The 20,077-nt window shown below is 62.1% G+C and carries 22 protein-coding genes; 12 read left to right on the forward strand and 10 right to left on the reverse strand.

The annotated features are described in order from the left end of the window. Window positions 1–638, forward strand: a 638-nt coding sequence (locus B3C1_RS15670) for an alpha/beta fold hydrolase (RefSeq protein WP_008486025.1), incomplete at its 5' end; no start/stop codon positions are given. Here B3C1_RS15670 and B3C1_RS15675 read toward each other — a convergent pair. Then, the gene (locus tag B3C1_RS15675) at window positions 629–1,828 is read right to left on the reverse strand and encodes a cytochrome-c peroxidase (protein ID WP_156804588.1); all 1,200 of its coding nucleotides are present in this window, start codon (window positions 1,826–1,828) and stop codon (window positions 629–631) included. The genes B3C1_RS15670 and B3C1_RS15675 overlap by 10 nt on opposite strands. A 135-nt stretch (window positions 1,829–1,963) precedes the next feature. Between B3C1_RS15675 and acpA the strand changes: the two genes are divergently transcribed. Continuing rightward, on the forward strand, window positions 1,964–3,514 hold the full coding sequence (gene acpA / locus B3C1_RS15680; protein WP_008486028.1) for an acid phosphatase: 1,551 nt from the start codon (window positions 1,964–1,966) through the stop codon (window positions 3,512–3,514). 30 nt (window positions 3,515–3,544) lie between these two features. Here acpA and hisIE read toward each other — a convergent pair whose 3' ends face one another. The 8 genes from hisIE to hisG are packed head-to-tail and all read right to left on the reverse strand — an operon-like array spanning window position 3,545 to window position 10,428. Further along, the gene (gene hisIE, locus B3C1_RS15685) at window positions 3,545–4,156 is read right to left on the reverse strand and encodes a bifunctional phosphoribosyl-AMP cyclohydrolase/phosphoribosyl-ATP diphosphatase HisIE (RefSeq protein WP_008486029.1); all 612 of its coding nucleotides are present in this window, start codon (window positions 4,154–4,156) and stop codon (window positions 3,545–3,547) included. Continuing rightward, complete coding sequence (gene hisF / locus B3C1_RS15690; RefSeq protein WP_008486030.1) at window positions 4,153–4,920, reverse strand: imidazole glycerol phosphate synthase subunit HisF; 768 nt, start codon at window positions 4,918–4,920, stop codon at window positions 4,153–4,155. Before hisF ends, hisIE begins: the two co-directional genes overlap by 4 nt. After that, window positions 4,902–5,636: a 1-(5-phosphoribosyl)-5-[(5-phosphoribosylamino)methylideneamino]imidazole-4-carboxamide isomerase gene (locus tag B3C1_RS15695; protein ID WP_008486031.1), complete on the reverse strand. Its 735-nt coding sequence runs from the start codon at window positions 5,634–5,636 to the stop codon at window positions 4,902–4,904. Before B3C1_RS15695 ends, hisF begins: the two co-directional genes overlap by 19 nt. Further along, window positions 5,630–6,217, reverse strand: coding sequence for an imidazole glycerol phosphate synthase subunit HisH (gene hisH / locus B3C1_RS15700; protein WP_008486033.1), 588 nt, complete (start codon window positions 6,215–6,217; stop codon window positions 5,630–5,632). The genes B3C1_RS15695 and hisH overlap by 7 nt, the downstream gene beginning before the upstream one ends. Further along, entirely contained in the window at window positions 6,214–7,281 is a 1,068-nt protein-coding gene (hisB, locus tag B3C1_RS15705) for a bifunctional histidinol-phosphatase/imidazoleglycerol-phosphate dehydratase HisB (protein ID WP_008486034.1), read from the reverse strand. The genes hisH and hisB overlap by 4 nt, the downstream gene beginning before the upstream one ends. After that, window positions 7,274–8,263, reverse strand: a complete 990-nt coding sequence (hisC, locus tag B3C1_RS15710; RefSeq protein WP_008486035.1) for a histidinol-phosphate transaminase — start codon at window positions 8,261–8,263, stop codon at window positions 7,274–7,276. The genes hisB and hisC overlap by 8 nt, the downstream gene beginning before the upstream one ends. Further along, the gene (gene hisD, locus B3C1_RS15715) at window positions 8,260–9,522 is read right to left on the reverse strand and encodes a histidinol dehydrogenase (protein ID WP_008486036.1); all 1,263 of its coding nucleotides are present in this window, start codon (window positions 9,520–9,522) and stop codon (window positions 8,260–8,262) included. Before hisD ends, hisC begins: the two co-directional genes overlap by 4 nt. 3 nt (window positions 9,523–9,525) lie before the next feature. Then, entirely contained in the window at window positions 9,526–10,428 is a 903-nt protein-coding gene (gene hisG, locus B3C1_RS15720; protein ID WP_008486037.1) for an ATP phosphoribosyltransferase, read from the reverse strand. A 304-nt stretch (window positions 10,429–10,732) separates the two neighbouring features. Between hisG and B3C1_RS15725 the strand changes: the two genes are divergently transcribed. The 10 genes from B3C1_RS15725 (at window position 10,733) to rnd (ending at window position 19,763) form a co-directional block, all read left to right on the forward strand. Continuing rightward, window positions 10,733–11,017 carry a hypothetical protein gene (locus B3C1_RS15725; RefSeq protein WP_008486038.1) on the forward strand — a complete coding sequence of 95 codons (285 nt, stop codon included), beginning with the start codon at window positions 10,733–10,735 and terminating at the stop codon, window positions 11,015–11,017. Window positions 11,018–11,064: 47 nt separating this feature from the next. Then, window positions 11,065–12,966 carry a DNA repair helicase YoaA gene (locus tag B3C1_RS15730; RefSeq protein ID WP_008486039.1) on the forward strand — a complete coding sequence of 634 codons (1,902 nt, stop codon included), beginning with the start codon at window positions 11,065–11,067 and terminating at the stop codon, window positions 12,964–12,966. Continuing rightward, window positions 12,963–13,637 (forward strand): tRNA (adenosine(37)-N6)-threonylcarbamoyltransferase complex dimerization subunit type 1 TsaB, encoded by a 675-nt coding sequence (gene tsaB / locus B3C1_RS15735; protein WP_008486041.1) that lies wholly within the window; start codon window positions 12,963–12,965, stop codon window positions 13,635–13,637. The genes B3C1_RS15730 and tsaB overlap by 4 nt, the downstream gene beginning before the upstream one ends. A gap of 3 nt (window positions 13,638–13,640) precedes the next feature. Further along, window positions 13,641–13,913: a hypothetical protein gene (locus tag B3C1_RS15740; protein WP_008486043.1), complete on the forward strand. Its 273-nt coding sequence runs from the start codon at window positions 13,641–13,643 to the stop codon at window positions 13,911–13,913. Continuing rightward, window positions 13,910–14,548: a M50 family metallopeptidase gene (locus B3C1_RS15745; RefSeq protein WP_008486044.1), complete on the forward strand. Its 639-nt coding sequence runs from the start codon at window positions 13,910–13,912 to the stop codon at window positions 14,546–14,548. The genes B3C1_RS15740 and B3C1_RS15745 overlap by 4 nt, the downstream gene beginning before the upstream one ends. Continuing rightward, window positions 14,527–15,150 (forward strand): Slp family lipoprotein, encoded by a 624-nt coding sequence (locus tag B3C1_RS15750; RefSeq protein ID WP_008486046.1) that lies wholly within the window; start codon window positions 14,527–14,529, stop codon window positions 15,148–15,150. Before B3C1_RS15745 ends, B3C1_RS15750 begins: the two co-directional genes overlap by 22 nt. Then, the gene (locus tag B3C1_RS15755; protein ID WP_237751008.1) at window positions 15,150–15,959 is read left to right on the forward strand and encodes a class I SAM-dependent methyltransferase; all 810 of its coding nucleotides are present in this window, start codon (window positions 15,150–15,152) and stop codon (window positions 15,957–15,959) included. The genes B3C1_RS15750 and B3C1_RS15755 overlap by 1 nt, the downstream gene beginning before the upstream one ends. Beyond that, on the forward strand, window positions 15,959–16,789 hold the full coding sequence (locus B3C1_RS15760) for an alpha/beta fold hydrolase (protein ID WP_008486048.1): 831 nt from the start codon (window positions 15,959–15,961) through the stop codon (window positions 16,787–16,789). Before B3C1_RS15755 ends, B3C1_RS15760 begins: the two co-directional genes overlap by 1 nt. Before the next feature lie 155 nt (window positions 16,790–16,944). Beyond that, window positions 16,945–18,627, forward strand: a complete 1,683-nt coding sequence (fadD, locus tag B3C1_RS15765; RefSeq protein ID WP_008486049.1) for a long-chain-fatty-acid--CoA ligase FadD — start codon at window positions 16,945–16,947, stop codon at window positions 18,625–18,627. A gap of 56 nt (window positions 18,628–18,683) precedes the next feature. Further along, complete coding sequence (rnd, locus tag B3C1_RS15770) at window positions 18,684–19,763, forward strand: ribonuclease D (RefSeq protein ID WP_008486050.1); 1,080 nt, start codon at window positions 18,684–18,686, stop codon at window positions 19,761–19,763. A gap of 47 nt (window positions 19,764–19,810) precedes the next feature. Here the strand turns inward: rnd and minE are convergent, their stop codons facing one another. Then, a complete protein-coding gene (gene minE / locus B3C1_RS15775) occupies window positions 19,811–20,077 on the reverse strand; it encodes a cell division topological specificity factor MinE (RefSeq protein WP_008486051.1) in 267 nt (88 codons plus the stop codon).

The raw sequence follows: 20,077 nt of genomic DNA on the forward strand, positions 1-20,077 counted from the left end.
CCCAGGATTTTCCTGGGCTTATGCATGACTTTTATGGCTACGGCAGCGCTCCCCAGGCCCCCAAGGGCCCCTTTTCTTTGGCCGTTGAAGCCCAGCGCATAGAAATGAATGAACGAATGACGCTTGTGGGACATTCTTATGGTGCTGCCAATGCTTTGCACCTGGCAGTAACCCGCCCGGACAAGGTCAAGGCCCTCTGTCTTTATGAGCCAGTGGCCTTTTGGTTGCTGCCCAAGGACAGCCCGGAGCGCCGGGAAGCCGAATCCCTGGCCGCCAGTATGGCAACCCTGACCCCGGAGCAGGGTGCCCAGGCCTTCGTGGATTACTGGAGCGGCGAGGGCAGCTTTGCCGCCTTGCCGGAACGTTCCCAGCAAAAGCTGGCCAGCCAAGCCCCCAAGGTGATGAAGGATTTTGAAGCCTTGATAGGCTCTGACATTGACCCTACCGGGCTGACCATGCCGCTGCTGTTGATGGTGGGGCGCCACAGCCCGGCATCCAGCAAGGCTGTGGCCTGGGAACTGGCCCGGCGCCTGCCCCATTGCCTGAAGGTGGAAGTGGACGCCGGCCATATGGGCCCCATCCAGGCCCCGGACAAGGTGTTCCCGGTGATGGCCGAGTTTTTAAAAAGCTACGGCTGATAGCCGTCGGTCAAGGTGCCAAGGAAGGCTTCGATATCGCTGATGTCCTGCTCGCTTAAGGCCGGCAGGTCCCCGGGCTTGCCGCCAAAGGGCGGGTCCATATTGATGTTCTTCCAGTACTTTTTCGGAAGGTCATTGAATTTTTGTACCTGGCCGTCAGCGCCAACCGGGTACCAGCGCTCCGGGTGGGTGTCGCGGGTGGCGTAGAATGCGATGGCGTCATGGAGGCTGGTAATGGCGCCGTTGTGGAAAAAGTGTTTGCGTAGCGCCACGTTGCGAAGGCTCGGCGTTCTAAAGAGGCCGCAGTACTGGGGCTTGTCGGTCAGGTCTTTGCGGTAGGGGCCGCACAGGCCCAGATCATAAAAGGCCGGGTCCCGGTTTTCGGCTATGGCGTCGTTACGGGGCAGGCCCAGGCCTATCATGCCGTAGTCACTGAACTTGGGCGGCGAGCCGGAGGCGTCGCGGCTGGAAAAATGGCAGCTGACGCAGTTGCCCTTGGCCGGGTCGTTAAAGAGGGCAAAGCCCCGCTGTTCCTGGTCGGTGAACTGGGCCTGGCCCTTTTCTATGGCGTCAAACTTGCTGGTGTAGGGGTAGAACAGCGGGCTGTGCAGGTAAGCGGCCAGGCTGTCGGTAACGCGGCGCACTATGTCCTGGTCACTGGCCAGTTGGGCTGGGCTGAACAGGGTTTGCATACGCGGCCAGTAAGGGGCGGCCTGGATGGCGGCGGCCAGGCTTTGGTTGCTGCCAGCGGCCATTTCATTGGCGGCAAAAAGGGGGATCAGTGCTTGATCCTTGGCCCTGTCCACCCGGCCGTCCCAGGTGAGGCCGCCGGTGGCGCCGTTGTCGATACTGTCGTTGCCGTCGTTCTCGAAAAAGTGCTCGGTAAAGGCAGGGATATTCTGGCTGTAGCCGAGGCTCGGCACCGCCCTGTTGCCCAGCTGCTGCAGGCGCGGCCCCCCTGGCATCAGCGCCACAGGTGAGCTAAAAGCCAGGGCCGGCTGGTGGCAGCTGCTGCAACTGATGGCCTTGGACCCAGACAGGCCGGGGTCGAAAAAGAGCTTTTCCCCCAACTGTTGCATGGCCAGCACCTGGGCTTTGCGGGCGGCAATGGCCTGGCGCTGCTGCTCTTGCAGGCTGGGCTCAGCCGCTGCTACACCACAAACCCAAACCAGCAATAACCCCAATCTCATGGCCAGAACCCTTTATACATCAGGCCGCTATTGTTGGCGCCTTGTCGCATTCGGGCAACCTTAGCTATCGCAGGGCAGGGCCTTTTCGTCCTTTTTGCGGCACAATAGGACTTTGGCATGGATAGGAAGACAAGCATGAAACCCCTGATGCATGGGCTGGTGCTGGGTACCCTGGTACTGGCCGGCTGCTCCGGCGGCGAGCCCAAACGCGAAGCCACCGCCGAAGAGCTGAGCAAAATCGACAACGTGGTGGTGATCTTCGGTGAGAACCGCAGCTTCGACAACCTCTACGGGCTGTTCCCCGGCGCCAACGGCATCCCGGACGCCATCAAGCAGGAAGGCTATAAGCAGCTGGACCGCACCGGCAAAAGGTCCATGAAGACCCTGCCTCCGGCTTGGGGTGGCATGAGCGGCCCTGGGGTCACTCCTGTGGTCACCGAAGAGATGACCGAAGGCCTGCCCAATGGCCCCTTCCAGATCAACGACCCCTATGGTTTCGACCTGGGCCTGGACGTGCGCACCCGCGATCTGGTGCACCGCTTCTACCAGAACCAGGCGCAAATCGACCATGGCCGTAACCAGCGCTTTGTGGCCTGGTCTGACGCCGGCGCCCTGGTGATGGGTTATTACGACGGCCGCTCCCTGCCCCTTTGGCAGGTGGCTAAGGACTACACCTTGGCCGACAACTTCTTTATGGGTGGCTTTGGCGGGTCCTTCTTCAACCATATTCGCCTGATCTGTGCCTGCTCCCCCTACTATCCCAATGCCGACCAAAGCCCGGCCAAGGACAAGATAGCGGTGGTGGAAGAGGACGGGGTCACCCTGAAGCTGGCCGCCAACAGCCCCGAAAGTGCCCTGCAAGGTCCGCCCAAGTTCGCCAACGACGGCGCCCTGACCCCGGATTTCTTCGCGGTCAACACCATGCAGCCTCCCTATCAGCCGAGCGGCGTGGCCCCGGCCGAAGGGGGCGACCCGCACTTTGCCGACCCCAGCGATCCCCACACCCTGCCGCCCCAGACCCAAAAGCACATCGGCGACATGCTGGACGCCAAGCAGGTGAGCTGGGCCTGGTATTCCGGCGCCTGGGACCAGGCCAATAGTGACCGCAGCGCCATCTACCATTTCCCCGAGCCCAATTTCCAGGCCCACCACCAGCCCTTTAACTATTTCAGGAACATGGCGCCGGGCACCGAGGCCCGTAAAAAGCACCTTAAAGACGAGAAGGACTTCCTGGCCGCTATCGAGGCGGGCAAGTTGCCGGCGGTAAGCTTCTACAAGCCCCAGGGCAACCTCAACCAGCATTCTGGCTATGCCAGCGTCATGGAAGGGGACCAGCACATCGCCGACATCATCGACAAGCTCAAGCAAAGCCCCCAGTGGGAGCACATGCTGATCGTGGTGACCTACGACGAGAATGGCGGTTACTGGGACCACGTGGGGCCGCCTAAGGCCGACCGCTGGGGCCCCGGTAGCCGTATTCCGGCCATTATCGTCTCCCCCTATGCCAAGCGCGGTTTTGTCGACCACAGCTTCTACGACACCACCTCCATCCTGCGCTTTATCACCAAGCGCTGGGAGCTGCCGGTACTGGAAGGCCTGCTGGTTCGTGACCAGGCCCTTAAGGCCAACAACGGCCCCAAGCTGGGTGACCTGACCCACGCCCTTAACCTGGCCGACGCCAAGTAAGCAAAAACCCCGCCTCGGCGGGGTTTTTTGTCAGTGCCGGCTTTCCAGCACTGTTATCACGTCTTTAAGGCCAAGGCCCCGCACCCGCAAGGTCAGCAGCAGGTGGTAAAGCAGGTCGGCGCTTTCGTTTAAAAGCGCTTCGTCGCTCTCCGCCACCGCCGCCAGGGCCACCTCCACCCCTTCTTCCCCTACCTTCTGGGCCACCTTGTTGATGCCCCTGGCCGCCAGTTTGGCGGTGTAGGAAGACTCAGGCGCGTCTTGAAGGCGCTGGCCCTGGATGGCTTCCAGCTCTGCCAAGAAGGCAAGGCTGGGTTTGGCGTCCCCAAAGCAGCTGTCGGTGCCCAGATGGCAGGTGGGGCCCACCGGCTGGGCCAACACCAGTATGCTGTCGTTGTCGCAATCGGTATGGACCGAGGCCACCTTCAGCACGTTGTTGGAGCTTTCGCCCTTGACCCAAAGCCGGTCCTTGGAGCGGCTGTAGAAGGTCACCAGGCCCCCTTCCAGGGTTTGCTTGAGGGCCGCAAGGTTCATGTAGCCCTGCATGCGAATTTGCCCTGTGGCCAGGTCCTGCACCAGGGCCGGCAAGAGGCCGTCGCCCTTGGCAAAATCCAAGGCGTTGGCGTTATCCAAGGTCACTTTCACGGTCTTACCTCCTGGCCCTGGGCAATCAGCCAGGCTTTTAGATCGGGAATGGCAATAATGCCCTTGTGGAACACCGAGGCGGCTAAGGCCCCGTCGGCGCCCGCCTCGAAAGCGTCTTTAAAGTGCTGCATCTTGCCGGCGCCGCCAGAGGCGATAAGGGGCAGGCGGGTGGCGGCGCGCACGGCGGCCAGTTGCACCAGGTCATAGCCTTGGCGCATGCCGTCTTGGTTCATCATGTTCAGCACAATTTCCCCGGCGCCGCGCTCTTCCACTTCCCGCACCCAGTCCAGGGTGGCGCGGCCCGAGGTGCGGGCCTTGTCTTCCCGGCCGGTGTACTGCCAAACCTGCAACTCGCCGCCCTCTGTGACATAGGAGTCGATACCCACTACCACGCACTGGCGGCCGAACTCCCTGCTGAGCTGGTTGATAAAATCGGGGTTTTCCAGGGCCGGGCTATTGACCGAAATTTTGTCGGCGCCAAAGGCCAGCAGGGTGCGGGCGTCTTCGACACTGCGAATACCGCCGGCCACGCAAAAGGGGATGTCCAGCACCTCGGCTACCGCCGCCACCCAGGACTTGTCTACCACTCTGCTATCAGAGCTGGCGGTGATGTCGTAGAACACCAGCTCGTCGGCGCCGGTGTCGCTGTAGCGCTGGGCCAGTTCGACTATGTCTCCCACCACTTCGTGGTTCTTGAACTGCACCCCTTTGACGACCACGCCGTCCCGTACGTCCAGGCAGGGAATTATGCGTTTTGCCAGCATGCGCTTGCCTCCTCCAGGGTGAATTTGCCGTCCAACAGGCTCTTGCCGAGGATAACCCCCTGCACGCCGGCGGCCTTGAGGCGGGGCAGCTCTGCAAGGCTGGCCACCCCCCCTGAGGCTTGCAGGGCAATGCCTGGGTAGCGGCCGGCCAGCGCAGCGTAAAGGTCGGCATTGGCGCCGGTCAGGGTACCGTCCCGGTCGATATCGGTAATTAGAAAATGCTTGGCGCCGTTTTCCATGAAAAAGGCCAACAGGCTGTCGAGGTTCTGTTCGGCCTTTTCCAGCCAGCCGTGGCTGGCGGGGTACCAGTCGTTGCCGTCAAAGCGTACGTCCAGGGCCAGCACCAGTTTTTCAGGACCCAGGGCGTCCAGCCAACCGGCCACCAGGCTGGGGTTTTTGATGGCAAGGCTGCCCACCACCACCCGGTCGGCGCCAAGGGCGAGGAGCTGCTGCACATCTTCAAAGCAGCGCACCCCGCCCCCTACTTGCAGCGGCAAGGGGGACTGGCGAATCACGTCCCTAAGCGCGCTCCATTGGCGCTCGGCGGCGTTCCGGGCACCGGATAAGTCCACCAGGTGAAAATACTGGGCGCCAGCGTGGGCGTAGGCGGCAAAGCGCTCGGCCGGATCGGCGCCGTAGCGGGTTACCTGGCCGTAGTCGCCTTTGAAGAGGCGCACCACCTGGCCGTCGAGAATATCCAGGGCCGGGATCAGCATGGCTCTTTCTCCAAAAAGTTTTTCAGCATCAAAGCGCCGCTCTTGCCGGAGCGCTCCGGGTGGAACTGGGCACCGATAACATTGTCTTGGGCGATGACCGCCGAGAAGGCCTCGCCGTGTTGGCTCTGGGCCAGGGTGTAGGGCCCCAACGGAGCGATGAAGCTGTGCACAAAGTAGAACCAGTCGTTCTCGTCTATGCCGTCAAAGATGGGGTTGGCCTTGATGTGGGTAAGCTGGTTCCAGCCCATGTGGGGCAGGCGCGGCGCTGCAAGTTCCCGCACCTGGGCGTCAATCAGCCCCAGGCAATTGACATCGGACTCGCTGCTAAAGCGGGTCAAAAGCTGCATGCCAAGGCAGATGCCCATCACCGGCTGGGTGAGCTCTTGCAAGGTAGCGGTGAGATCGCGGGCCTGGATTTGACTCATGGCGGCGCCGGCGGTGCCGACCCCCGGCAAAAACACCCGGCGGGCGCTCTTGATGGTGGCCAAGTCTTTGGTGACCACCGGCTCCTTGCCCAGGCGTTTGACGGCGTTAAACAAGGAGCGCAGGTTGGCGCAGCCGGTGTCGAGGATGACGATCACAAGGCCCCCTTGGAGCTGGGCAGCTCGCTACCGGCGGTTTTGCTGACCGCCTGGCGCAGGGCCCGGGCGAAGGCTTTAAAGAGCCCTTCCACCTGGTGGTGGGCGTTGCCGTCGGTTGAACTCAAGTGCAGGGTGATGCCGGCGGCGTCGGTAAGGCTTCTGAAAAAGTGCGGCACCATCTCGGTGGCCAGCTCGCCGACGTTGTCGCGGCTAAAGTCGACGTCCACCTTGCAATAGGGGCGGCCGGACAAGTCCAGCACCGCTTCGCAGCGGCATTCGTCCATGGGCAGCACAAAGCCGTAGCGGCCAATGCCCTGCTTGTTGCCCAGGGCTTTTTTCAGCGCTTCGCCAAGGGCCAGGGCGCAGTCTTCGACACTGTGGTGGTCGTCGATGTGCAAATCACCTTCGCAATTGAGGGCCAGGGTAAAGCCTCCGTGCACGGCGATTTGCTCGAGCATGTGGTCAAAAAAGCCGATGCCGGTGTGGATATCGGCCTTGGGGCCAGCGTCCAAATCGACGGTGACATGGATATTGGTCTCGCGGGTGGTGCGGGTCACTTGTGCCTTTCGCGGCTGTTCGGTCAGTGCTTTGGCAATTTGTGCCCAGCCCAGGGTCTTGGGGTTGTACTGAAAGGCTTTGACGCCCATGGCTTCGGCCAAGGTCACGTCAGTGGCGCGGTCACCGATGACGGCGCTTTTAGTAAAGTCCACCCGGCCTTCGGTGAGATAGTGGCGCACCAACCCCAGCTTGGGCTTGCGGCAGCCGCAGTTGTCGGTGTCAAAGTGCGGGCAAATCAGTACTTCGCTGAATTTCACTCCCTGGCTTTCCAGGATTTGCATCATCAGGTCGTGGGGCCCCTGGAAGCTATCTGCCGGGTAGCTGCTGGTGCCGAGGCCATCCTGGTTGGACACCATCACCAGCTCAAAACCGGCACTTTGCAGTTTGAGGAGCGCCGGAATGACGCCGGGCTCGAAGGCCAGCTTTTCAAAGCTGTCGATTTGAAAGTCTTCTGGCTCGGTGATGATGGTGCCGTCGCGGTCGATAAAAAGAATGGGCTTAGCCATGAATGGCCTCCTGAACCTTGGCCATTTCGTCGGCCGAACCGATGGAGATACGGGTTTTGCCGCTGAGCCTGCGGGCCAGCACGCCCCCGGCCAGCAGCTTGTCGAACAGGGACTCGTCGTCCACCAGGATAAAGTTGGCCGAAGAGGGCAGCACCTGGTAGCCCTTGGCCTCAAGATCTTTGACCAGGGCCAAGCGCAGGGCGTTCACCTCCCGCACCCGGTCGCGCATCACCGCTAAGCCTTCTTCGGTCATGGCCTGGCGGGCGATGGCGGCCACCGGGGTGGGGATGGGGTAGGGAGCCAGTACCTTGGCCAGCAGGGCTATCACCTCGTCGTTGGCCAGCACCATCCCCAGGCGCAGGCCAGCCATGCCGAAAGCCTTGGAGAAGGTGCGCAGCACCACCAGGTGCGGGAAATCCTCAATCCAACTGGCGACGCTGTCGGCCTCGCTGAACTCGATATAGGCCTCGTCCACCACCACCAGGGCCTTGCCGCTGGCGCGGATCAGCAGGTTTTCCAGATCCTCGGCTGACATCATTTCGCCGGTGGGGTTGTTGGGGCGGCAGACGAACACCAGCTTGGTTTCGCTCAGGTCCGCCTCTTGCAACGACACCGTGGTCTTGACGGCAATGCCGCAGGTTTCGGCGGTGATGGCGTACATGCCGTAGGTGGGGGGCTGGATAAGGATGGCGTCAAGACCCGGCTCGCAGAAGGTGCGGATCAGCACTTCAATGCCTTCGTCGGCGCCACGGGTGGCCAGCAGCTGCCCCGGGCCCAGGCCGCAATAGCTGGCGTAATCGGCCACCAATTCGGTGGGCTGGGCGCCGGGGTAGCGGTTGATGGCGCCGTCGAAGCCGACGTTGACCAGGCCGCCGGCCTCGTTGGCGTTGACGAAGGTCTGGGCCTGGCCGCCGATGCGCCGGGCCGACTGATAGGGCACCAGGGCCCGGATATTGGGGCGGGCCAATTCGAATACGCTCATGCCTTGTCCTCCAGGCGGACTGTCACCGCCAGTCTGTGGGCGTCCAGGCCCTCGGCGTCAGCCAGGGCAATCAGGGTAGGGGCCAGGTCAGCCAGGCCCTGGCGGCTCAGGGTCTGCACCGTAAAGCGGCGCATAAAGTCCAAAAGTCCCAGGCTCGAATAGCTTTTGGCCAGGCCATAGGTGGGCAGCACATGGTTGGTGCCCGAGGCGTAGTCGCCGGCGGACTCGGGGCTGTAGGCGCCGACGAAGATGGACCCGGCGTTTTTCAGCCGTCCCAGCAGCGGCTGGGCGTTATCGAGCTGCAAAATCAAGTGCTCGGGGGCGTAGCCGTTGGCGATGGCCACCAGCTCGGCCTCGGTTTTCACCACCAGGGTGCGGCTGTTGGCTAGGGCCTTGAGGGTAATGGCCTGGCGCGACAGGGTAGCGCTGAGTTCGGCCAGGGCCTGGTTGACGGCCTCGGCCAGGGTCTGGCTGGTGGTGACCAGCAGTACTTGCGAGTCGGGGCCGTGCTCGGCCTGGCTCAACAAGTCGGCCGCCACAAAGCGTGGGTTGGCATTGGCGTCGGCCAGTACCATCACCTCCGAGGGGCCGGCGGGCATGTCGATGGCGATGCCGTCCAGGGCCACCTGGCGCTTGGCTTCGGTGACATAGGCGTTGCCTGGGCCGAAGATCTTCACCACCGGCTTGTCGCCATAGGCCATGGCGCCAATGGCCTGGGCGCCGCCCAGGGCCAGTACCTGGGGAATGCCGGCCAGGGCGGCGGCGGCCAGGATCACGTCCGGCACCGGGCCCGGGGTGGCCAGGATGATGTCTTCTACCCCGGCGATACGGGCCGGTATGGCCTGCATCAATACCGAAGAGGGCAAGGGGGCTGAGCCGCCGGGCACATAGATGCCGATGCGCTCCAAGGCCTGCCAGCGCTGCTCGCAAAGGATGCCGGGCTGGGTTTCAACTGTCACCGCCGGGGGGCGCTGGGCCTCGTGAAAGCGGCTGATATTGGCCGCCGCTTGCTCCATGGCGGCGCGTAGCTGGGGCTGGATGCGGGTCAGGGCGTCCTTGGTGGCCACCCAGCGGGACCCCTCATAGCTGTCCAGCTCCCGGGCATAGCGGCCGAGGGCCTGATCCCCTTCGCTGCGCACCGCCGCCAGAATTTTGCTGACGGTGTCGCGAATACCGGCCCCTTCTTTCTGGGCCGGGCGGGTCAGTAACTGCTGTTGTTCCTGGGGGCCCAAGGCCGCCCAATCGGTAATGGCGAGCATGGCTTACTCCAGCATCTTTTCGATGGGCAGCACCAGGATGCTGGAGGCGCCCAGGGCCTTGAGGGCTTCCATGGTTTCCCAGAACAGGGTTTCGCTGGCCACGGCGTGCAGGGCCACCTTGCCTTCCTGGCCGGCCAGGGGCAGCAGGGTGGGGTTTTCGGCGCCGGGCAGCAGGGTGACTATCTCTTCGAGCTTGTCCTTGGGGGCGTGCAGCATGATGTATTTGCTTTCGCGGGCGCTCAGCACTCCTTTGAGGCGGGTCATCAGGGTGTCGATCAGTTGCTGCTTGGCCGGCTCGAAGGGGCGCTCGCGGGCGATCAGGGTGGCCTGGGAGCGGTAAATGACTTCCACTTCCTTAAGGCCGTTGGCCTCCAGGGTGGCGCCGGTGGACACCAGGTCGCAGATGGCGTCGGCCAGCCCGGCCCTGGGGGCCACTTCCACCGAGCCGTTCAACTGGCAGTTGCGAAAGCTGGTGTTAAAGCCGGCCAGGTAGCGGCCCAGCAGGCGCGGGTAAGAGGTGGCGATGATCTTGCCGTTCAGTTCGGTGGCGCTTGCAAAGCTTTCGTCTTCTGGCACCGCCAGGGACAGGCGGCATTTGCCGAAACCCAGGGCCTGGAGTTCACGGTAGCTGGCGGGCAGGCTGTCGGCCTGGCGTTCCAGTTCGCACTCTTCCAATACGTTCTGGCCAACGATGCCCAGGTCGACAATGCCGTCCATCACCAGGGCCGGGATGTCGTCGTCCCGGACCCGCAGTATGTCGATGGGCAGGTTTTCAGCGTGGGCGATAAGGCGGTTGTCCCGCAGCACGAAGCGGATGCCCAGTTGGCTGAGCAGCTTTTCGCTGTCGCGGCTCAAGCGCCCGGATTTTTGGATGGCGATGCGTAAGCGGTTGCTGTCGTTGGTCATGATCGTTAATCCCAGTAAGTAAAAACCCCGGCTAGGTGTCCTGCCGGGGTTTTTATGTCGGGAAACGGTTGGACCGTTTTGGACATCCGCCGGAAGGACCATAGCCTTCCAGTCGAATATCCTCCTGAAGGCTACTCGGTGGCGTGATGATGATGGTGCAGCACGTTGTTCAGGAGGAAAGTGTTCATTTGCGTAAATATGCGCTCGTGTAGTTAGTACATTCACCCTAACCGAGGGGGGCGCCATTGACAAGCCCTAAAGGCCATGAAATTTTGGTCGATAACTGAGCAGAGGTGATAAATGCATGATCAACCTGGATCCTTTTTTACCCTTTCTGCCCAAACCGAATCCGGAGCCCACGCCGCCGGAGCGTAAGGTCCAGGAAGTACAGAAGACGCAGCCCACGGCCAAAACCGGCGCCCACCCCGACGCCATTGCCGAAACCGAAGACCGGCAACAAAAGCGCCGGGAAAGGCCGGACCGGCGCAAGAAAAAGCGCAAGGGCCAGACCATGCATTATTACGACCGGCGTGGCCATAACCTGGACCAGGAAGACCAGGGTTCCCCGGACGTCGATCTTTTTGCCTAAGCCCCCCCGTGCTAAGCTCGGCAGCCTGTTTTGCTGGCGGCCGCCCCATGACCCTCGACGAACTTTTTGCCCCCCAAGGCCCCCTGGCCAAGGCCATTGACGGCTTCAAGCCCCGTGCCCCGCAATTGGCCATGGCCCACCTGGTGGAAGAGGCCATCGCCGGCCACAGCACTGCGGTGGTGGAAGCGGGCACAGGGACCGGCAAGACCTTTGCCTATCTGGTGCCGGCCCTCAAAGCGGGTAAGAAGGTTGTCATCTCCACCGGTACCAAGGCCTTGCAGGAGCAGCTTTTTCTTAAGGACTTGCCCCGGGTGCGGGATGCCCTGGGTACGGCCCCGGCATTGTCGCTGCTAAAAGGCCGGGCCAACTACCTGTGCCTGGCCAGGCTCAAGGCCCGGGAAGCGGACACCAACCTGCTGGACCCGGCCCTGCTGTCGGAATTTACCCAGGTTAGCCGCTGGGCGCCCCGCACCGACAGCGGCGATATCGCCGAGCTGCCGCTGCCCGAAGATGCGGCCATTTTCCCTCATGTCACCTCCACTGCCGACAACTGCCTTGGCCGCGAGTGCCCCTATTTCGAGGACTGCTACCTGGTCAAGGCCCGTAAAAAGGCCATGGATGCGGACCTGGTGGTGATCAACCACCACCTCTTTTTTGCCGACATGGCCATCCGCGACACCGGCTTTGGCGAACTGATCCCCAAGGCCGATGCGGTGATCTTCGACGAGGCCCACCAGTTGCCGGACATCGCCTGCCAGTACTTTGGGGAATCGGTGTCCACCCGGCAAATCCAGGATCTGTGCAAGGACGTGGAAGTGTGCGTACGCACCGAGCTCAAAGATCAGCGCCAGTTGGCCCTGGCCGCCGAGCGCCTGGCCACCACCACCATGGACATGCGCCTGGGCCTGGGGGACGAGCCGCAAAAGGGCAACCTGCGCCAGATTGAGCGGGGCCTGGCACCGGCCCTTGGCAAGGTCAACGCCGATCTGGATTTCGTGGTTGAGGTGCTCAAGGCCAACCTGGGGCGCAGCGAGAGTGCCGACAGCCTCTACGAGCGACTGGCGGTGATCAAGAGCCGCCTGGCCCGGGTGCTGGACACCGGCAAGCTGGGCTTTAGCTACTGGTATGAAACCACCCGCCGCCATCTGTCTTTGAACCTGACCCCGCTGTCGGTGGCGGACAAGTTTGCCGCCCTGGTGGAAGCCCAGCCGGCGGCCTGGGTCTTTACCTCCGCCACGTTGGCGGTGGATGAAGGCTTTGACCATTTTTGCAGCCTGCTGGGGCTGACTCCGGCCAAGACCCTGATCCTCGACAGCCCCTTCGATTATCCCCAGCAAGGGCTGTGGGTGGTGCCGCGCAACATGCCCGAGCCCAATATGCAGCGCTCCGCCGAGCAGCTGCTGGCGCCGCTGCTGCCCCTTATCCAGAAGGTGGGGGGCCGCACCTTTGTGCTCTTTACCTCCCACCGCATGCTCAACCAGGCGGCCCGCTGGCTGGAAGACAAGCTGGACTTCCCCCTGTTCGTGCAGGGCACGGCCCCCAAGCGCACCCTCTTGGAGCAGTTTGTGGAAGCGGGCAATGGCGTGCTGCTGGGCACCGGCAGTTTCTGGGAAGGGGTGGACGTGCGAGGGGAGGCCCTGTCCTGTGTTATCATCGACAAATTGCCTTTTGGGCACCCGGACGACCCTTTGCTGCAAGCCCGCAGCGAGGATTGCCGCCTCAAAGGCGAAGACCCTTTTGCCACCCTGCAACTGCCCCAGGCCGTTATCGCCCTTAAACAGGGTGCCGGCCGGCTGATCCGTGACGGCAGCGATCGCGGGGTGCTGGTAATTTGTGACAACCGCCTGGTCAACCGGCCTTACGGCCAGACCTTCGTCAAGAGTCTGCCGCCTTTTAAGCGCACCCGCGACCTTGACCAGGCCTTGGCGTTTTTCTCGGAGTCCTCATGACCGTCTTGCTTGCCCTGGATACGGCAACCGAAGCCTGCAGCGCCGCCCTGATAAAGGGCGAACAGGTGCTGGGGCGTTTTGAAATCTGCCCCCAGCAGCACACCCAAAAGATCCTGCCCATGGTCGACAGCCTGCTGGCCGAAGCCGGCATCAAGCTCGATGCCGTGGACGCCCTGGTGTTTGGCCGCGGCCCCGGCAGCTTTACCGGGGTACGCATCGGCATCGGCATCACCCAGGGCCTGGCCTTTTCCGCCGACAAGCCGGTGATAGGCGTCTCCAATCTGGCAGCCATGGCCCAGCAGGCCTTTGAGCAGGAAGGGGCAGAGCGGGTCCTTGCCGCCATCGACGCCCGCATGGGAGAAGTCTATGTGGGGGCGTTCGAAGCCCAAGACGGTCTGATGCAGTTGGTGGGGGAAGAAGCGGTATTGTCCCCCGAGGCGGTGACCAGCCCCTGGCCGGCCCTGGCGGTGGGTACCGGCTTTGGTGCCTACCCCGACCTGGCACCGCGCCTGGGGCTGACCCTGGGCCAGGTAAGCCTGCCCGATGCCCGCTTTATGCTGCCCCTGGCGGCCAAGGCCTACGCCCAAGGGCAATTGGGGGATGCACTTAAGGTTGAGCCGGTCTACCTTCGTGATAAAGTGACTTGGAAGAAACTGCCCGGCCGGGAATAAGCCATGCGTATTGCCTCAACGCCCTACCAGCCCAGCTCGTCACCGCCCGCTACCTTACCGGCGGCCAAGGCCCCTGCGGCCTCTGCCCAGGCTCAAGGGGGTGATGGTCTTATCCGCTTTAGCAGCCAGGGGCTGGCGGTGGCGGACGAGCTAAGGGTGCATTATGACGCGCCCAGCAAGCGCCATCGCCGGGCCATAGACGAATACCAGTCCCTGGACCGTATGGCCCTCAAGGCCCAGGCCTCCGAACTCCTGGGTGTGGATCTCTACGTGTGATCCGGCTGCTGCTGGCCCTGACGGCAGCAGCGTTGCTGCAATTTATCCCCTTCCTCAATTTACCTCTGTTGTGGTTCAGCGCCTTTTTCCATGAGCTGGGCCATGCCCTGGCCACCCTGGCCAGCGGCGGCCAGGTGCAGGCCTTATTCCTCTATGCCGACGGCGCCGGCCAATGCCTGAGCCGAGGTGGCTGGCCGGTCCTGATTGGCCTTAGCGGCTATCCGGCGGCCAGCCTGGCCGGCTTGTTGCTGTGGCAAGGGGTACAGCGCCGCCAACGGCTGCCCTGGTTGTGGCGGGGCCTGGCTTTGTTGGTGCTGGGGGTGGCGCTGCTGTGGGTGCGGGACCTGTTGACCCTTGCCTTGCTGGCGGCCCTGGTACTGGGCCTTTGGGGCCTCAGTCGCCTTGGCAACCGGGGCCAATGGCTCTGGGCGCTGTTTTCGGCGAGCCTGCTGGTCAATGCCTTGCTATCGCCCCTGAACCTATTTTTAACCGCCGGTGGAGATGCGGCCCTTCTCTACCAATTAACCGCAATACCTGCCACTATCTTTGTGATTTTTTGGGTTTTCGTCGGTCTATCTACTGTAGGGTGGATAGTGCATCAAGGAGGTAAACCATGTGGCGAAAAGTCAGTTTAGCCCTGGTCATTGTGCTGGGCGGTTGTGCCAGCATGCCTGATGAACTGGCTGTGCCTGAGGGCACCCAGTTGGCGGCATACAACCTGGCCAGAGAAGGGCAGGAAGTGGGCAAAACAGCCCGCTGGGGAGGCCTGGTCACAGAGGTGACCAACCTTAAGGACAAAACCCGGGTCGAGGTGGTGTTCACGGCCCTGACAAACAGCGGTAAACCCAGCCTCGAAAACCCCAGTCCAGGCCGTTTTTACGCCTACCTGGACGGTTTTGTTGATCCCGTCTCCATACCCCAGGGCTACCGCATTGCCCTGGTGGGCAAGGTACAGCCCAGCGAGAAAGGGCAGGTGGGGGAATACCAATACAACTACCCGGTGATGGCGGTGCAGAACTTCAAGCTCTGGGCACCCCAGCAGGACACCGACCGTTACTACGCCGACCCCTGGTGGCCCTACTGGCGCTACCCCTACGGCTATTGGGGCGACCCCTTCTTCTACAACAGCTACTACTACCCCCGCTACCGGGTTCGTAGTACCGGCCCCAAGGTGCCCAAACCTGATTACCAGGGGCCAGTGCGAGCTCCAGAGACCCAAAAGAGGAAACAGAACTGATGAGTCCAAAAGCATGGATGCTCGGTGCCATACTGGCCCTGAGCGGGCCAGTCTTGGCCGATCCCCTGACTGATGCCGTCAACAGTGACAGCCGCCCGGCGGAGCAGAAGGCCAGGGACAGCTATCGCCATCCCCAGCAGACCCTGCACTTTTTTGGCATCAGCCCGAGCATGACGGTGGTGGAACTCTGGCCCGGTGCCAGTGGCTGGTACAGCGCCATACTGGCACCCTACCTCAAGGATAAGGGCCACTTTATTGCCGCCAACTTCTCCACCCAGCCGGGCCCTGGGGGCGAGGAGAGCTACTATGTCCGCGCCGGTAAGGCCTTCCAGGCCCTGGCAGCGCAGAACCAGACCAGTTGGGGCCAGGTATCGATGGCGGTGCTGTCTCCCCCTGAGCAGCTGCAACTGGCACCGGCCGGCTCAGTTGATGCGGTACTGACGTTCAGGAACCTGCACAACTGGCACAAGGCCGGCCAGCTGGACCAGGTGTTTGGGGCCGCCTTCAGCGCCCTTAAACCGGGTGGCATTTTTGGGGTGGTGGAACACAGGGCCAAGGCTGGCACCAGCGAAGCGGACATGGCCAGCTCCGGTTACATGGACCAGGCCTACGTGGTGGCCAAAGCCGAGGCGGCCGGCTTTAAACTGGCGGCCAGCAGCGAAGTGAACGCCAACATTAGAGACACCAAGGACCATCCCCGTGGGGTCTGGACCTTGCCCCCAACCCTGGCCCTTAAAGAACAGGACAAGGCCAAATACCAGGCCATAGGGGAAAGCGACCGCATGACCCTCAAGTTCGTCAAACCCTGATGCGCGAACGCCGTTTTGTGCTGCCGGGCCTGTCCCTGGCAGCCCTTTGCCAGGGACAGGGCCAGCCGGTGTTAGCCCTTCATGGCTGGATGGACAACGCTGGCAGTTTCGAACCCCTGGCCCGCCATTGGCAACGCGGCGAGCTGATTGCCTTGGAACTCCCTGGCCATGGCCACTCGGATCACCGCCAGGGGGCCTACTACTTCGTCGACTACCTCTATGAGATCTACCAGGTGGTGGAGCAGCTGGGGGGCCAGGTACACCTGCTTGGCCATTCCATGGGCGCCATGCTCAGTACCGCTTTTGCCGGGCTCTTTCCCGACAAGGTATTGAGCTTGCAGTTGATAGACGGCCTGGTGCCCCTGAGTGACGACCCGGCCAAGGCCGCCCAGACCCTGCGCGGCGCCATTCTTTCCCGCCTCAAGCAAAGTGACAGACCAAGCCGGGTTTACGACAGCCTCGAAGCCATGGCCAGGGTGCGGGCTGACAACGGCGATTTCAGTTGGCAGCAGGGGCTGCCGCTTGTGAGCAGGGCAGCCATAGCGCGCCCAGATGGCTTTCATTGGCGCACCGACCCCAAACTGCGTACCACCTCGCCCCTGCGCCTGACCGCCCCTCAGGTGGACAGTATCCTGGCGGGACTCAGCTGTCCGGTGCGGGCTTACCTGGGGCGCAGCGGCATGTACGCAGCCGACGCCCAGCGGCGCCAGCGGGAACTGGCCATGCTGGGGATAGCCGAACCCCACTGGCTGGACGGGGGGCACCACTGCCATTTGCAATCGAGCGAGGCGCTGGCCTCCCTGGTTGAAGAAATGTTAACGTTGACGTGAACTGAGCAAGATCGCGTTATCTAACTTGAGGAAAACCCCCGCTCTGTGGGATGATCCGAAAAATTCGAGTAAAAACTCAGTCGGCCTGGAACCAGGGTCGAAAAGATAACAACAAATAGCGAATTACCGGGATGGCAACCGGAAGGAGATTCTTCGTGGAAAAAATTTGGCTTAAAAGCTACCCGGCCGACGTGCCCGCCACTATCGATCCTGATCACTATCCCTCTTTGCTTGAAGTCCTCGAACAGTCCTGCGAAAAATTCGGTAGCCAGAGCGCCTTTGTCAATATGGGCCAGGAACTGAGCTATCAGGAGCTGGAGCAGAAGTCTCGCGATTTCGCCGCTTACCTGCAGAACGAACTGAAGCTGGAGCAAGGCGCCCGGGTGGCATTGATGATGCCCAACCTGCTGCAATACCCCGTAGCGCTGTTCGGCGTGCTTAGGGCCGGCATGGTGGTGGTCAACGTCAACCCCCTCTACACCCCCCGCGAGTTGGAGCACCAACTCAACGACGCCGGTGCCGAGGCCATTGTTATCGTTTCCAACTTCGCCAGCACTTTGGAAAAAGTGGTGGCTCATACCCCGGTCAAGCACGTCATCCTTACCAAACTGGGTGACATGCTCAGCCAGCCCAAGCGGACCCTGGTCAACCTGGTGGTCAAGTACATCAAGAAGATGGTACCCAAGTACGACTTGCCTCATGCCATCAGCTTCAACAAGGCTTTGGCGCGCGGTGCCCAGCTGAGCTATAGCCGTCCCGAAGTGGAAGGTAACGACCTGGCCTTCTTGCAGTACACCGGCGGCACCACTGGCGTGTCCAAAGGCGCCATGCTCAGCCACCGCAACATGATTGCCAACCTGGAGCAGGCCACCGCCATCGTCGGCCCCCTGCTGACCCCGGGTAAAGAGCTGATCATCACGGCCCTGCCGCTCTACCATATCTTCGCCCTGACCGCGAACTGCCTGCTGTTCATGAAGTACGGCGGCCGCAACCTGCTGATCACCAACCCCCGCGACATTCCCGGCTTCATCAAGGAAATGGGTAAATATCCCTTCACGGCCATTACCGCCGTGAACACCCTGTTCAACGCCCTGATGAACAACGACGGTTTCGCCAAGCTGGACTTCAGCAAGCTCAAGTTGGCCCTGGGGGGCGGTATGGCCCTGCAGCGTCCCGTTGCCGAGCGCTGGCAGAAGATCACCGGCCACGCCATGCTCGAAGGCTATGGCCTGACCGAGTGTGCGCCCCTGGTCACCGTCTGCCCTTACAACACCCCAGGCTATAGCGGTTCTATCGGCCTGCCGGCCCCCAGCACCGACATCAAGCTGGTGGACCCGGAAACCGGCGTCGAGATCACCGAAGTGGGTCAGCCAGGCGAAATGTGCGTTCAGGGTCCCCAGGTGATGTCCGGTTACTGGAACCGCCCGGAAGCCACAGCCGACAGCCTCAAGGATGGCTGGTTCGCCACCGGCGATATTGCTACCATGGACGAGCAGGGTTTCTTCCGCATCGTCGACCGCAAGAAGGACATGATCCTGGTGTCCGGCTTCAACGTCTTCCCCAATGAAATCGAGGAAGTGGTGGCCATGCACCCGAAAGTGGTGGAAGTGGCCGCCGTTGGGGTACCGGACGAGCACTCAGGTGAAGTGGTCAAGATCTTCGTGGTGCCCAAGGACAACAGCGTCACCAAAGACGAACTGGTCCAGCATTGCCGCAAACACCTGACCGGGTACAAGATCCCCAAACAGGTGGAATTCCGCGACGAGCTGCCCAAGACCAACGTCGGCAAGATCCTGCGCCGGGCCTTGCGGGACGAAGCGCCCAAGAAGGCCAGCTAAACCGTTTGAAGAGAAAACGCCGGCAGCAATGCCGGCGTTTTGTTAAGGAGTGTCCATTGCAATACCAGATGATCACCACAGCCGAGGAGCTGTCGGCCTGCCTGGCCGACCTGGATCCCCAGGCGCCGCTCTGCCTTGATACCGAGTTTATGCGTACCCGTACCTTCTACCCCCAGTTGGCGTTGGTACAGGTCACCACAGGGCAGGGGATCTACCTGGTTGACCCTTTGAAAGTGCCGGACTTGGCGCCCCTTTGGCAACGCCTGAGCGGCCCTCAGCTCAAGGTGCTCCATGCCTGTGGTGAAGATCTGGACGTGCTGCCCAAGCCCCTGCTGCCGCTTTTTGACACCCAGGTTGCCGCTGCCCTTTGCAATATGGGCATGTCCCTGGGTTATGCGGCTCTGGTGGAGAAGGAGTTCGGGGTCACCCTGGACAAGGGACAGTCCCGCACCGATTGGCTGAAAAGGCCCCTGACCGACGCCCAGTGCGCCTATTGCGTCAACGACGTGCTCTACCTGCCCGAGCTGCATCAGCGCCTGGACGCCGAGCTTGAGCGCCTGGGGCGCCGCAGCTGGCTGGACGAAGAATGCGAGCGTCAGGTGTTGGCCCGCAGTAAGGGGGCCGATCCGGCCAAGGCCTACTTTGACATCAAGAATGCCTGGCAGCTGGGCCCCCGTTCCCTGGCGGTGCTCAAAGAATTGGCCGCCTGGCGCCTGGGGGAAGCGCGGCGCCGGGACCTGGCCCTGAACTTCGTGGTGAGGGAAGAGCACTTGTGGGCCATTGCCAAGCACCTGCCGGAGCGTGCCGGTGACATCAAACCCCTGGTGGCTCCCCAGGAATGGCGCCATCATGGCCAGACCCTGCAGCGCCTGGTGGAAGTGGCCATGAGCCTGACCAAAGAGCACTGGCCTGAGCCCATAGTGCGGCTTATCGACATGCCCGGCTACAAGGAGACCTTTGCCAAGGTCAAAGACAAGGTGGCGGCTGCCGCCGAAGGCTCAGGCCTGCCCGAGGCCCTGATCGGATCCAAAAAACTGATCAACGATTGGTACAGTGCCAAGCACCGCCTGGAAGCCAGGGACGAAGCCCCTGTGCTGCAAAGTGGCTGGCGCCTGTCCTTGCTGGGTGAGCTTTGAATTGACGTTGACGTCATCTGTAAAAAAGGCCCCAGAAGGGGCCTTTTTTAGCGCTTGGTCGGTTCGTCCGGCAGGGTGATGTTCAGCTCCAGCACCGACAGCTCGTCGTCCCTGTGCTCCAGGGCCACCGACACCTGCTCTGGATCTATGCTGACGTACTTCATGATCACCGCCAGTATGTCCCGCTCCAGGGCGGGCAGGTAATCGGGGCCGCTACGGCGATTACGCTCGTGGGCAACGATGATCTGCAGGCGTTCCTTGGCCAGGTTCGCCGACTTCTTTTTGTTGTCGCGAAAGTAATCCAGAAAGGACAT

The organism is Gallaecimonas xiamenensis 3-C-1 (genome assembly GCF_000299915.1).
Taxonomy (GTDB): domain Bacteria; phylum Pseudomonadota; class Gammaproteobacteria; order Enterobacterales; family Gallaecimonadaceae; genus Gallaecimonas; species Gallaecimonas xiamenensis.